The organism is Desulfoluna sp. HI9BLuna, assembly GCF_056829775.1.
On sequence record NZ_CP186555.1, the window covers coordinates 6,285,988 to 6,299,392 of the forward strand.

Here is a 13,405-nt window from a genome sequence, read left to right on the forward strand (position 1 = left end):
TTTTCGGTACTCGATGGTCTTAAAAAGCCTTCGCTTGTTGGGTGCCAAGCCTTTCCATCGCCTGAGACAGCGCCTCCAGGAACCAGGTAGTGGACATGTGGATGATATTGAAGTTGGCGTCCCCAGGTATGCAGCACGCCAAAAAATCCCGGTGCCTTACCCGTCATCCATCGTCCCCTGTCCACAAGTTCTGACATGGCTTGGGAGGAGGCCGCGAACATCATGCCATAGCAAGCCTTCTGATTGGAGCGGATCACATTCCGCAGCTCCTCCGGCACCGTAAAGGTCACCATGAAGTGATGGCCCGGGAGCTGCCGCTTGATCTGACGAGCCATCCACTGGCGGGCCTTATGATTTTGGCACGCCGGGCAATGGCGATTCCCGCAGGAACGATAGAAAGCATGGATTTTTGCCGCACGCTTCGCATTTATAGTAGAAGCAGCCCATGGGCCTGCGTTCGGCAAGAGAGGATGGCACAGATGGTTTTGCGATGGGTCTTCGGCATGGAGGCCCCAAATCGATCCAGATACTCGGGGGCTAACTCCCGGAAAATTTCAGATATCTTGTTCATGGCTGTCTCCTCTCATCACGTGATTGATGATCCGGTACGAATTTTCAATCCCTTTCTGTGTGAGATGGAAGTAAGCCATGGTGGTTTTGAGATTGCTATGCCCCATGTAACGCTGCACGACCCTCGGGTTGACTCCAGCCTCAAGCAGGTGGGTGGCATAACAATGGCGCAATGTATGGATGGATACCCTGCATTTCTTGATGCCCGCTGCATATCGAGCCTTTCGGAAGGCGCCCTGCACGCCTTCGATGGACATGACCTTATCGGTGGTGGGGGCTTCTGTGTCCCCACGTCCCCGAGCAGGGAAAATCAGGGTGGGGTTGCGGTGGTTGCACCAGTATTGCCTCAGGACACCCAGTGTGTGTTTCGGCAAAGGCACATAACGATCCTTATGATAAAACGCCAGGTTGTGTGGGGTTGTCACATGATTCAATATGCGGAAGACCTCCTCACGGCTGAGGATACACGGCAGGTTTTTTTCCCGCCTGGCCTTCAGGTAAGAAAAGAGATGGAAGTCTTGCTTTAACACATTGGTGAAGAAGAACTTGATTCCGTAATGGGCGATACCCATGGTGGAGGCGGACCTCCTGTCAACGTTTCGACGATGAAGAAAGTAGGCTTCAATTTCTTCTTCCGTGATTTTGTCAGGCGTCTTGCCACAATAATCGACAAGCTTGCGAACAGCGCGTGTGTATGCCCTTTGGGTGCTCTTTCCCAAACCTGCCAGTTGCAAAGCGCGCATTGATTTTTCATAATAGTCGTGCATCGTAGTCTCCATTGGTTAGAATTGGTTGAGTTACCGCAAGGCTACGATGTTTTTCTTTCGTTTTAAATATGCTGGTATGCAGGGATATTGATTTTTGATATGCAGGTTGAGGAATGATTTGCCGCGTAGCGGCTTTCTTGAACAAACGATTGAACACCGATCGAGCACAACTCAGTCGGCCGAAGGCTTTCACATTTGAAGCACATTCGTGCTACCCGCCCGCCGGGTGAAGCACGGCGCTCGCTATATAAAATATGATTTTCAAACGACATAAAATAATAAAAAAATTTGGATCGAGTATGAAGAGCCCCTTGAAATTGACCATATGCGATCTTAATACATCAGTCCTCGATACATTTAGTGCGGAATTTCAGGATATAAATGAAGTTTCAGTTGTTGAGGGGGATATTACCAAATTCAAGTGCGATGCTCTTATAACTGCTGGAAACAGTTTCGGGGATATGGGTGGTGGAGTCGATAAAGCAATAGATGATAGTTTTAATGGGGAGGCTCAAAAATTAGTCCAGAAAAACATTACAGATACTTTCTTTGGAGAGTTACCCGTTGGAACGGCCCTAACAGTTTATCCAAATAAAAAAAGGCCAGCATTGATATATGCTCCGACAATGCGTATTCCAGGCCATATCCCCAATACTATCAACCCGTACTTGGCATTGCGAGCTGCGTTGATTGTTGCAATACAAAATAATTTTGAACATGTTGTTTGTTCAGCATTTGGTTGTGGTATTGGTGGGGTTTCTCCTGAAGATTCCGCTGAACAAATGAGGACGGCATTTCTTATTATAGCATTCAATCAATGGAAAAAAATTGTTCACCCAGCTCAAGCACCATATGCTATGAGGCAATGTTAGCGGCAAGTAAATCTGAGGTTTTGTTATATTGAAAAGTCGATCGCTAAATGAACAGCTCGAGATAGGTAATCTCTCTGAAGTTATCAATATCGACTTCGATACTGAGACGTTGGTGGTTACAATATCAGTTGATAATTATAGGTTCGATATTGCCTTTTATAGCACCCTCGGCTTTAGAGTCCTTGACGAAGGCGATTTATTAGAATTTTGGCCGCATTGTTCCACAACAAGTGGATGGCTTTTTGAAATTGAGAGTGGTGGATGGTTCGACCAAGAAAGCCAACGAAAAGATTTTTTATCAATGGAGAACGATGAGGTGCAGGAGTCTTTCATTTCAGGTGAGAACTATTGCGTCAATGTGCTTGCTTTTGAAAAACCTGAAGTAACGGTAAGTATCCGCTAACAAGTACTTGTACGCCAACCGAAAGCAAGTGTTGCTTTTTCGGGCCTGTTTGTTAGGGCTATGACCTTAAATAATAATACACAACGATACTCCGCCTCAAATTCGTTATGTATCGAAGCAACGATCAAAAAAACATGCTGAGGACTTATGGGGTGATCCCGTCATGTGTAATTAATTCTTGGCATGACCCTTATCTAAAATACTCCAAATATCAAATACTATCGTACTTCGGTGCCGTCGGAGGGGTTCCGCGCTAGCAGCAAGAAGGTAAAATATTATCATGTCTGATAAGGCAATCAAATTTTGGAGAATCCTCGATTTATGCTCTATTTCCTGGTATGTTGTACTCGACATTACAAATAGCCGCATCCCCTTTTGGTCTGGCTTATCAAGGTCTATTGCTGTTTCTAAATCGTTTGGAAATCTGTTGCCAATTGTCATGTCGGCCACAAGTATCATTCTCTATGTTTCGTTTGTTGTCTCAGGTATTCTCCTTTTCAAGGTGAAAAAATCCGGTGTATTTTTAAGTTACATACAGTTACCCTTCAGAGTGATTAGTGCTTCACCATCAGTATTTTTTGCCACCTGGCCGCTCAAATACTTGTTTGTGGAGCCACCGTAAATTCTTGGTGCTGTCATTATGATTGCAACAGCAATCAATAAAACTATTATCGACAATATTGTGGCATAGAAGACATGTAACAAACGGCTGCTAACAATGCGCCTGCACTCCGCCCGGTTTGCTGTGGCGTTTTTTCGGACGCTGTTGTTCACCAGATTTTTTTGAATTTTATCATAGGACTTTTCGTTATGAATCCCCGGCGGGTTATAGCCAGCGTATAAAATTTTCTGAACTTTGAAAAAAACCTAAATGGGTTGTTGTAGTTTTCCACTTCGTCTCGGGGTTTCGTCCTTTGAACTCTTTCACTGTTTCCCGGCAGGGCCCACCGTACATTTTCTTTTATATTCAAAGAAATACAAGCTATTCAGAGCACTCTAAGCACATCGTTCAACTGAACAAGGAGGAGTGAAATGAACAAGTTAAAATTTGCTGTATTAGTAATACTGATGAGTGTTGCCACACTAAACTCGGAAGCAGCTGAACACTCTGTAATAGCAACCGATAATATCAAATGGGGGCTTCTTAACCCTCTCAGGGGTGACGCAAGCCCAAAAGCGGCTGATCTATGGGGCGATCGTACCAAAGATACAGCAACAGGTATGCTGGTCAAATTTAAAAAGGGATTCTCTTCTCCCCCCCATATTCACAACATTACTTACCGTGGTGTAGTGATCAAAGGGTTCATGCATAACGACGATCCCACAGCAGAAAAGATGTGGCTGCCCACGGGTTCCTTTTGGACCCAACCAGCAGGTGGAATTCACATCACAGCAGCAGACGGACAAGAGAATCTTATCTATTTAGAAATCGACAGTGGACCATACCTTGTCCTGCCTAAGGAAAAAGCGTTTAACAACGGAGAACGTCCAATCAATATAGATGTAAGTAACTTGGTCTGGCTTGACGCTAAGGATGTTAAATGGATAGAAAAAAGTAACGCTCAAATAGCGTACCTATGGGGGGCACCTCATTTAGCCAATGGTAGCTTCATTAAACTGCCTAAGGGCTTTAAAGGTTCAATCCAAAGCGAACAAGCTTTTAAAGCTGTAGTCATAAAAGGTAAAGCCACCTATCAATGGAATGACGAAAACCCAGAAACTGAGCTATCGCCAAGTAGCTTCTTCAGCTCTGATGTAAAAGGTAGGCATAAGATTAACGCAGAGACTGAAGCCATCTTCTATATTAATTCAAATGGCAGGTACAACGCAGAGCAAACACCAAATTAAGCGGCAAGCTTTAAAGGCTCCGCCTCCACCAAACCCCGTCAAGAGCATCAAGAACGAGGCGTTTTATCATTCTTGCTCCCTTCTATTTGTCGAGGTTAAAAATCCATAACAATGGGCAGGTATGCCCATCCTTCAAGCATCCAAACATATGTGATATCTGTTGCCCGTACTTTGTTATGGTTTGAAGGGTTAAACGTTAGGTCAAGGAGATTTTGGCGACTGGATCACGGAAACCTCGCTTTTAGCTATCGGTGGTTGTCAAGCAAGGTGTCCGTTCGATGTTTACCCATTCATCGGTCAATCATCCCTTTTTCATCTTCACAGCCAACTCCAGGCGATCCCGAAAGCCCGTTTTGGCAAAAATCGAGGTGAGATGGGCCTTTACCGTACGCACGGTGATGGCCATCTTTTCGGCGATCTCCCGGTTGGAGAGGCCTTCGGCTACAAAGCCTGCCACCTCTTCTTCCCGTCTGCTCAAGGGCTCCAGGGTATCGGGCAAGGCCTTTTCAGGTAGTGTCGGTGCAAGGGAGGCGATCATCCGGGTCACGAACTCAGGGGGCATCCAGACTTGGCCTTCCTTAACGGCCGAAATGGCCTGGGCCAGATTCTCGCGGTGCATGTGGCGGTTTCCGTAGCCGCGGACCCCGCGCCGCAGAAGCCTCATGCCCTGGTCGTACAGGGGCCTTTCGGCAAGGGCAATCATGGGGGGGACAACCGCATCCAGATTGTCTTCGCCGCAGGATTTGAGGTCGATGAGAAGCAGGCTCACAGAATCCGGTTCCACATCGGACAGCCCCTCAAGGCCTGTCACATGCACGAGATTGTCGTCATCAAGGGGAAGACCGGCAAGGGATTTCACCCACCGGCTATCGCTACTGCACACACAAATCATGAACTACCTCTCCCCCAACGCATTTTCTTTGGCCCTTAAAATCGGTTTCAACAGATAGGCCATCACGGTTTTGCTGCCCGTGATGATGTCCACCTGGGCCGTCATTCCAACAATAATCTCTTTTTTGTTCTCGTCCGTGCCGAGGTAGTTCCGGTCCGTCTCGATGCGGACCAGGTAGTACTCTTCCCTTCGGTCATCGGTGATGGTGTCCGCGCTGATGTGGGTCACCTGGCCGTCAAGGCCGCCGTAAATGGCAAAATCGTAGGCCGTGATCTTTACCACAGCCTTCAGGCCGGGATAGAGGAAGGCGATGTCCGAGGGCTTGATTTTCGCTTCCACCACCAGGGATTCTTCATCCGGGACGATCTCCAGGATGTCCATGCCCGGCTTCACCACCCCGCCCACGGTATTAATGAGGATCTGCTTGACCGTGCCGTTCACAGGGGACCGGACGCTTGTGCGCTGAACCCGATCCTCAATGGCCAGGCGGCTCTGGTTGAGGCGTTCGATCTCTGCCATCACCTTGTTGTACTCTTCCTGGGCTTCGCTTCGAAACCGCGCCTCCAGCTCACTGTTCTGCTCTTTGGCCTCCACAATACGGGAGTTGAGGGTTTCGACCTTTTTCCGCGCGCTTTCAAGCTCGTGGTTTCTGTCCAGGGATTTTTGCTTGAGCTGAATATACTCCAATTCCGAGACCAGCCCTTTCCTATACAGAGGACGCGTGAGCTCCATCTCCCGGGCGATCATCTGAGTGCTGCTCTCCAGCATGCGGATGTTCATTTCTGCTTCGGCCAGTTCGATCTCGCGCTGGCGAAGTCGTTCGCGCATTACCTCGATTTCGCTTTGCTTGCGCCGGGTGTTGGTCTCGTAGAGGCGCTTCTCCTTTGCAAGCAGGTCCTTGACCTCCTGGGCTTCGGCCACGCCCTCTTCAAAGGAGAGAATTCCGGCTTCGGCCGCCAGACGGACGGAGCGGGCCGTGAGCTCATTGATGACCGAACTGCTCTCCGCGTAAGAGCTGCCCACGCCCGTGTCGTCGATGGCGATGAGCACCTCCCCTTTGGTCACTTTGTCCCCTTCCCGGACCCTGATCTCCTTGATGATACCCCCTTCAAGGTTCTGCACCACCTGGATCTGACGGGAAGGAATCACCTTGCCGATGCCGCGGGTTCGCTCATCCAGGCGCGCAACGCTCATCCACCCGAGAAGGGAAAACACCAGGGCGGCAATGATCCACAAAAAGAAATTTGATTTTTTAGGGTTTCCCGCAAGGACGGCAGCGCTCAAGCTGTTCATGAACTCAATGTCCTGGCTGCTGTATCGCCCGGACCGCCCCGACAGACGGCGCCCCTGGACGCCTTGTTTCCGCACACTCTTTTCGGTTGCCATTTACTGCGCCCCCCCCAGCTTTGCCAGCACCTCGGCCTTGGGGCCATCCATGGCAACGGACCCGTTATGCATCACGATGATGCGGTCCACCACCTCCAGTATCGAGGGTTTGTGGGTAATGATGACCGTGGTCTTGCCCTGGGTCACCTGCTTTAAGTTGGAAATCACCTGAAGCTCCGTATTGAAATCCATGGCGTTGGTGGGTTCATCCAGCAGGACCAAAGGGGTGTCGTCGATGAAGCAGCGGGCCAGGGCCACGGACTGGCGCTGCCCTCCCGAGAGGCTGGCGCCCCGCTCCCCCACCTGAAGGTCCATGCCCAGGGGGTGACGGTCCGTAAAGGTGTTCACCCTGCCGATTTCAGCCGCCCTGATGATGGCCCGATCGTCCGCATGGGGAGATTTCAGGGTCATGTTGTCCCGCACCGTACCGGAGAACAGAACCACATCCTGGGGCACGTAGCTGAAATGGTGCCGCAGGTCTACTGGATCGATCTGTCGGACATCCAGGCCGTCCACAAAAACCGAGCCCTGGTCCTGCTCGTAAAACCCAAGGAGGATCTTGCTGATGGTGGATTTACCCGACCCCACCTGACCGATGATCCCCACCCGCTCGCCAGCCTTGATGCGAAAGTTCACGTCCGACAAGGCATTGATCTGCTCACCCGGATAGGCAAAACTCACGTCCTTGAACTCAATGTCGCCCTTGATATCCTGACGTCGGACAAACTGCTTGGTTGCGGGACGCTCCACCTCCTTGTCCATCAACTCGTTGAGGGATTTGAGCCCGGCGCGCATCTGCTCAAACCCGGAAAGCAGCGCCACCACCTGGGACATGGGGGCGATGGTGCGGGAAGAGAGCATGTTGATGGCGATAAGCCCGCCCATGGAGAGTTCGCCGGCTTTGATGAGGTAGACCCCCACCACGATAATGGCAACGGAGCTGAACTGGGTCAGAAAGGCGGAGAAAACGCTCAGGGAGTTGGACATGATCCGGGATTTGAGGCTCTTTGTCGCAATATCCCCGGTGCTCTCCTCCCAGTGCCACTGCATGGAGCTGCCCGCGTTGAAGGCCTTGATGGTCTCCAGGTTGGCCAGGGCCTCCACCAGGATCCCGTTTTTCCGGGCCGCGGCTTCATGGGTGCTTTCCACGATCCTGTAGATGGGCTTTTTCAAGCAAAGACTCGTCAGGAGAATCAGGACCATGACCGTAAGCGGTACTCGGGCCATCACCGGATGGATCGAGTAGATGACGATCATGAAGAGAACGGCAAAGGGCACCTCGATGAACGCGGTGACCGCGCTGGAGGTAAAAAAGGAGCGGATGCTTTCAAAATCCTTGATGTTGTTGGCAAAGGAGCCCACGGACCGGGGCCTCTCCTTCAGCTTGAGGTTCATGGCCTGTTCAAAAAGAAGGGACGAGAGGATGATGTCGCTCTTCTTGGCCGCTGTTTCAAGGAACGAGGTACGGATACACTTGATGACCAGGTCAAACAGATAGACAAGACAGATCCCGGACGCCAGGACCCAGAGGGTCTCCACGGCGTTGTGGGGAATGATCCGGTCGTAGACGTTCATGGTAAACAGGGGCCCTGCCACCACAAACAGGTTCACCAGGAGCGTGCCCAAAAGCACCCGCGCGTAGATGCCCTTGAAGCGCTTCATGGTCCCGAAAAACCAATGCCCGTCCGAGGGGCGTCTCACCTCTTCATCATCCCCGGAAGCCCCGTCATAGGTGCGCTTCAGGAAAAAAACATAGCCCAGGTACTCCTCGGCCAGACGCTCGACCTCAATCTCCCGGGGGGTGTCGTCCACCTCCGGCACGATGATCTCGGCCATGCCGCTGCCGTGGGAAATCCGCGTCAGCACACACGCCTTGTCATCTTTGAGCATCAGGATCACGGGCAGGACAACGGCCGGGATTTCGGAGAGAGACCGCTTCTGGAGACGAGACTGAAAGCCTGCCTTGGCTGCTGCCCGGGAGACGTTGGACTTGCCCTTGTCCAGGCTGAAGAGCCGCTGCTTCTCCACCGTGGGGTCAAAGGGCAGCCCCTGAGCCAGGGCTTCTGCCGAGGCGGGTTTGTTGTTTATCTTTGTCAGCACGACCAGGCACTGCATCACCGGGTCTGTGGATATATCGTAACTCATGACGGATTCCCCAACGGTTCGACCTCGGCGATGGCACGGCCCTGGAAGAAACGGATGTTCCTCCTCTCCAGCATCTCCCGTTGGTCCTCTGATTCAATTTTCGATGCCACGAGCCTGATCCCCAGGCTGTCCGCAATGGTGGCAAGGGCATTGAGGGCAACATCCGACACCCCACCCTGCTCTGGATCATCCAGATAATCGGCATCCACTTTCATGTAGTCGGGCTTCAGGTCTTTCAAAAGGGTCAGGGTGGCATCCTGCATCGTGCACTGGTCCAGGCCGAACCCGTAGCCCATGCCCCGGAAAAGCCCGGCAAGGTCCATGCAGATCTCCGGAGAGCTCAGAAGGGTCGCCTCCTGAAGCTCGAAGACAACCCGGTGCCGCACGGGCCGCTGGGCAGACAGGAACTGCCGAAGCCACAGGAACGACTCCCGGTCCCTGCAGAATTCACGGGTCAGGTTAACGGCGAAAACCCCGTGGCGATCCCGGGCTATCTGCTCTGCCACGGCATCAAGCACAACCCGATCCAGTCGGGCCGCATACCCCAGGGTAATGATCATGGGCATGAACTCCCCTGCCTTGTGGAGCACCCCGTCCCCGTCCATCATGGAGACATACACCTCCCGATGAAGCTCGCCGTCGGCCGACACAACAGCCTGGGAGTCCACAGGAAACCGCCCGCTGTCAAAGGCATCTTCGATCATCCGCTTCCACTCGTATTTCCCCGAGAGGCAGGGGGCGGACCGGCCGCTGTAAGTTTTCACCATCCAGGGGGCCCCGGATTTGGAGACAGAAAGGGCGTAATCGACCTTGGACAGGATGCTGCCCACGCGCTCTTCGGCACCGTAGGCTGCCAGCCCTCCGCTGACGGTCACCTCGCCCTTGAAGGTGGGATGGCCGGAGGTCAGGGCATGGGCTCCTTTGATGATGGCATCGGAGACGGCCAGGGCATCTTCCCGAAGACACCCGGGAAGGGCCACGCCGAACTCCTGGTGAGACAACCGGGCAACCACATGCTCAGGGACCTTTGCGGCCTCGGTTTTCATCATCTCCACAAGCCCGCTGTAAAAACGGTGCATCACCGGATGCCCACCGGACAGACCGAGGCGCTCCATGCCGTCGAGGCTGAGAATCATCACCGCCCCCACCGAGCCCCCGGAATCGCTCTCCAGAAAATGCCCCAGCTGCTTTACGAAATAGGAACGGTTGTACACCCCGGTATCGGGGTCCTTGAAGTGAAGCGCCTGATAATCCCGAATAGTTTGCAGCTGCCGGTCGAAGATGGCCTTCACTTTTTCCACCATGGTGTTCATGGCAAGAACCACCTCTTTGAGTTCCGGGGTACCGGGAAGATTGCTGTTGATGATAAACTCGTGGTTGCTGATGGCCTCGGCCTGACGCCGGATGTCCGTCAGGGATCTCATGAGATACCGCAGGATAACCCAGCAGACGAAAAGGGCTGCGCCGCCCACCAGCACAAAGGTGAGGCAGAGCTGCTTGAAGGTATCCCAGAGCCGCAGATAGGCGTGCCCCGGATGCCCTTTCACCTTGAGGGTTCCAAAAACGGACCACCCGTTCATGACACGGGCCTCGGCCACCGGCGGGTCCAGGGCCACCATGCGAATAAACAGCTCGGGCACCCCTTCCACACGCACGGCCTCATGCCGCTCGTAAACCGGCACGCCGTTTGACCGGACGAGCTCGATGCGTTCGTAATACCCCCCGTCAAACATGGCGTTCACAGCCGACTTCGTGAATCCCGCGTCGGAAGGTGCGGAACTCAGGGACAGGGCCAGGACATTGGCGGTGTTTTTCGCGCCGGTGTAAAGCTGCATCCCGGTAAAATCACGGGCACGGTCAAAGTTGATCTTCATGACAATGCTCAGCATCACCACAAGGACCACGGTTATCAACACCTGTATCTGTTTGAAAAGACTCATGACCTTCCCCTTTCACGGATCTCCGGATCAACGGCTTTCAGCTTCTTCTGGTTTTTCAAGGGTTTCCTGTTTATCCGCTTGCCCAGGCCCTGCTGTTTCTGAAGGTACAGGTCATCGGCTGTAAAACTGTAGACCGGGATCAAATCGGGACGTTCGGTGGCGGGTTCGATGGTGGTCTTGTAGTTGTCCAGAACGAGGGGAACGGCGCCGGGCGCGGCGTAGTAGGTCACAACGAGGTGAGCAGCGTCCGGGTAGCCGATGGCCTTGACATAGGTGAGAAAGACCTTCTCTTCGGGCACCCCCACCTGGACCATGGTCAGGTACTTGGCCACCGCGAAATCCTCGCAGTCGCCCCGCCCCTTTCCCAAAAACTCAAGGCGGCTTGCCCAGTAATCGTCACGATTCCACACGGTCCTGTCCGTGGCGTAGGTTACCTGGTTGAAAAACCGGTTGATCTCGGCCACCTTCTGGTCTTCAGTGGCGTTCACCAGGCTTTCCATAAGGGCAAGAAGGCCGTTGAGGCGTTTGGTGGCCTGTTCTCCGTAGGTCTCCCTGTAGCGTGCGGCTGCATTCTCGGGCACATAGAAACGGTTGGCCTCCCGTGCAGCCACAAGCTGTGAACACACCAGAAGTATCAAAAAGGCTCGACGCACGAAGCCTCCGGTGGGGAAAGGACTCCCCGCCAATTTACGAACGGACCTTTCGGGTCAGCTTGAACTCGGTCCGTCGATTTTTCCGTTTGCCATCCCCGGTGGCGTTGTCCGCCACGGGCTCGCTCTCCCCTTTGCCGGACCAGGAGAGGATCTCACGATTCACACCCAGCCCCACAAGGGCATCACACACACTACGGGCCCTTTTCCGGGAGAGTTTGAGGTTGTAAGCCTTGGAGCCATCGGAATCGGTATGCCCGACCACTTCAACGGAAAACCCCTCTGTGGCCTTGAGCTGGTCCGCAACGTAGGTGAGCTGCTTTTCAGCCTCTTTGGTCAGTGAACCCGAGTTGCGCTTGAAGCTGATTCCCTCAAGGGCGATGGTCTGCTCCTTCCGGGAGGTATCGATCTTCAGGTCAAAGGCATCCGGTGTCCCGGTCACGATGTACGGGGCCACGACGTCTGTCTCCTCAAACCCCACGGTCTGCATGGCATCCCCGGCGCAGCCCGATGCCGGTGTACTGCTCTTCGGAACGGAGTTGTCGCACTGATCACAGGGGTCGTCCACGGAGTCCTGGTCCCGGTTATGCTCCAGGTCGTCATCCCCGGCGCATCCCAGGGATGCCTCCAGGGGAAGCCCCATGGCCTTGCGAAGGCCGGGATCGTATTCCCGGAGCATCAGCCCGGTTGTGCCTGCGATCCTGTAGGTGGCCGTCAGGCAGGAGTACACGGACTCCACCAGGGCGGTTTCCGCCGAGTTGTATTCGTTTTCCATGTTGAGCAGGTCAAGGAGGGTGCGGCGACCTAAGTGGTACTCCTCTTTAAAGGCGGACAGGGTGTCCAGGGAGAGCCGAACATGGTCACCGAGGTATTTTTCCCGCTGCTTTTCTGCCTGAAGGATATTCCAGGCCAGCCTCACGGACTCATTGACGTTTCGCCGTTCGAGGTAAGCCCGGTAATTTTCCCCGTGCAGGTTCCTGTTGCTCTTCAGGGTTTCCCCTTTTCTTACGCCGCCGTCAAAGAACGTATAGTTCAGCTTCAGCATGGCCGAGGCCTGGTCTGTGTCCCCTTCGTCTCCACCGGTATCGGAACGACGCTGGGCCTTGAGCTCAAGGTCCAGGGAGGGCCAGTAAGCGGCCTTTGCTTTTTCCACGGCCTGCTTTCGAACCTGGATATTGGACTGGGAGACCCACAGGGCCGGATGGTTTTTCAGCGCGATATCCACCGTGCCCTCGACGGTCTCGGGAACGAGAAAGGACGGAGCAGGACGCACCATGCGATCAGGGGAGACAAACCGGCCAAACTGCCTGTGGAACTTGACCACCGCCTGATTCAGGTTCTGCTGCCTGGAGATGTAATTGCTCTGGGCCAGGGCAAACCGGGCCTCGGAGTTTTTGAGGTCGGAGACCCTGTTGAACCCGGACTCGGCCTTTTCCCTGACCTGGCGAAGAATCTGCTTCTGGGTGGCCACGTTCTTTTTGGCCAGGGCCAGCATCTCTTTGGCCTGGAGCACACCGAGGTAAGCCTCGGCCGTATCCAGATAGACCCGGTTGCTGACATTGAGCACTTCGTAAGCGGCCGAGAGGATCCGGGCGTCGGTCTCCCGCACGGTGGCCCGTGTTCTGCCGCCGTTGAATAAATTCATCCGCGCATAGACCGTTGCCGTTGCTGCCGTCAACTCCTCGCGCTCGTCGTTGGTATCTTCCCCGTCCGTTACTTCCGGACCGGCGGCAAGTTCTGCGCCGATGGTTGGACGATACCCGCTTTTTGCGATGGATCGCTCAGCAAGAACGCTTTCGTACCTCTGCCTGGCCTCCAGAATTTCCGGGTTTGTGTTTGTAACAATTTCGAGCGCCTGACGCAGTGTCATGGCCTCAGAGACAACCCGCTCGCCTTCTGCCAAAGCGACGGTCGTCAACGATAAAACAAAAA

At 53.6% G+C, this 13,405-nt stretch carries 10 protein-coding genes and 1 pseudogene; 3 read left to right on the plus strand and 8 right to left on the minus strand.

Features of this window, described 5'->3' with window-relative positions; translation table 11 throughout:
* Window positions 1-14: 14 nt before the first annotated feature.
* Both ACOYW0_RS25565 and ACOYW0_RS25570 read right to left on the minus strand, forming a co-directional pair.
* Window positions 15-571, minus strand: a pseudogene (locus ACOYW0_RS25565) (IS91 family transposase); the annotation flags it as partial.
* The gene (locus tag ACOYW0_RS25570; RefSeq protein ID WP_482416511.1) at window positions 555-1,337 is read right to left on the minus strand and encodes a tyrosine-type recombinase/integrase; all 783 of its coding nucleotides are present in this window, start codon (window positions 1,335-1,337) and stop codon (window positions 555-557) included. The gene ACOYW0_RS25570 and the pseudogene ACOYW0_RS25565, both read right to left, overlap by 17 nt.
* A gap of 299 nt (window positions 1,338-1,636) precedes the next feature.
* On the opposite strand from ACOYW0_RS25570, the gene ACOYW0_RS25575 reads away from it, so the two are divergent.
* From ACOYW0_RS25575 to ACOYW0_RS25585, 3 genes are all read left to right on the plus strand, one after another.
* Window positions 1,637-2,209, plus strand: a complete 573-nt coding sequence (locus ACOYW0_RS25575; RefSeq protein WP_482416512.1) for a macro domain-containing protein — start codon at window positions 1,637-1,639, stop codon at window positions 2,207-2,209.
* Window positions 2,210-2,237: 28 nt separating this feature from the next.
* Window positions 2,238-2,612, plus strand: coding sequence for a hypothetical protein (locus ACOYW0_RS25580; protein WP_482416513.1), 375 nt, complete (start codon window positions 2,238-2,240; stop codon window positions 2,610-2,612).
* Window positions 2,613-3,644: 1,032 nt separating this feature from the next.
* Window positions 3,645-4,460 (plus strand): DUF4437 domain-containing protein, encoded by an 816-nt coding sequence (locus ACOYW0_RS25585; RefSeq protein ID WP_482416514.1) that lies wholly within the window; start codon window positions 3,645-3,647, stop codon window positions 4,458-4,460.
* A gap of 301 nt (window positions 4,461-4,761) precedes the next feature.
* Here ACOYW0_RS25585 and ACOYW0_RS25590 read toward each other — a convergent pair whose 3' ends face one another.
* From ACOYW0_RS25590 to ACOYW0_RS25615, 6 genes are read right to left on the minus strand one after another with little or no spacing between them, the layout of a single operon-like run.
* Complete coding sequence (locus ACOYW0_RS25590) at window positions 4,762-5,352, minus strand: helix-turn-helix transcriptional regulator (RefSeq protein WP_482416515.1); 591 nt, start codon at window positions 5,350-5,352, stop codon at window positions 4,762-4,764.
* Window positions 5,353-5,355: 3 nt separating this feature from the next.
* Window positions 5,356-6,738 (minus strand): HlyD family type I secretion periplasmic adaptor subunit, encoded by a 1,383-nt coding sequence (locus tag ACOYW0_RS25595; RefSeq protein WP_180141374.1) that lies wholly within the window; start codon window positions 6,736-6,738, stop codon window positions 5,356-5,358.
* Window positions 6,739-8,883 (minus strand): type I secretion system permease/ATPase, encoded by a 2,145-nt coding sequence (locus ACOYW0_RS25600; protein ID WP_482416516.1) that lies wholly within the window; start codon window positions 8,881-8,883, stop codon window positions 6,739-6,741.
* The gene (locus tag ACOYW0_RS25605) at window positions 8,880-10,823 is read right to left on the minus strand and encodes a bifunctional diguanylate cyclase/phosphodiesterase (protein ID WP_482416517.1); all 1,944 of its coding nucleotides are present in this window, start codon (window positions 10,821-10,823) and stop codon (window positions 8,880-8,882) included. Before ACOYW0_RS25605 ends, ACOYW0_RS25600 begins: the two co-directional genes overlap by 4 nt.
* Complete coding sequence (locus ACOYW0_RS25610) at window positions 10,820-11,476, minus strand: transglutaminase-like cysteine peptidase (RefSeq protein WP_482416518.1); 657 nt, start codon at window positions 11,474-11,476, stop codon at window positions 10,820-10,822. Before ACOYW0_RS25610 ends, ACOYW0_RS25605 begins: the two co-directional genes overlap by 4 nt.
* Window positions 11,477-11,510: 34 nt before the next feature.
* Window positions 11,511-13,343, minus strand: coding sequence for a TolC family outer membrane protein (locus ACOYW0_RS25615; protein WP_482416519.1), 1,833 nt, complete (start codon window positions 13,341-13,343; stop codon window positions 11,511-11,513).
* Window positions 13,344-13,405: the final 62 nt, after the last annotated feature.

Bases quoted from the DNA above. Each gene is read 5' to 3' on its own strand.
- ACOYW0_RS25585 (WP_482416514.1), top strand. From the start codon at position 3,645: ATGAACAAGTTAAAATTTGCTGTATTAGTAATACTGATGAGTGTTGCC.
- ACOYW0_RS25575 (WP_482416512.1), top strand. From the start codon at position 1,637: ATGAAGAGCCCCTTGAAATTGACCATATGCGATCTTAATACATCAGTC.
- ACOYW0_RS25600 (WP_482416516.1), bottom strand. From the start codon at position 8,883: ATGAGTTACGATATATCCACAGACCCGGTGATGCAGTGCCTGGTCGTG.
- ACOYW0_RS25615 (WP_482416519.1), bottom strand. From the start codon at position 13,343: ATGACACTGCGTCAGGCGCTCGAAATTGTTACAAACACAAACCCGGAA.
- ACOYW0_RS25605 (WP_482416517.1), bottom strand. From the start codon at position 10,823: ATGAGTCTTTTCAAACAGATACAGGTGTTGATAACCGTGGTCCTTGTG.
- ACOYW0_RS25570 (WP_482416511.1), bottom strand. From the start codon at position 1,337: ATGCACGACTATTATGAAAAATCAATGCGCGCTTTGCAACTGGCAGGT.
- ACOYW0_RS25590 (WP_482416515.1), bottom strand. From the start codon at position 5,352: ATGATTTGTGTGTGCAGTAGCGATAGCCGGTGGGTGAAATCCCTTGCC.
- ACOYW0_RS25595 (WP_180141374.1), bottom strand. From the start codon at position 6,738: ATGGCAACCGAAAAGAGTGTGCGGAAACAAGGCGTCCAGGGGCGCCGT.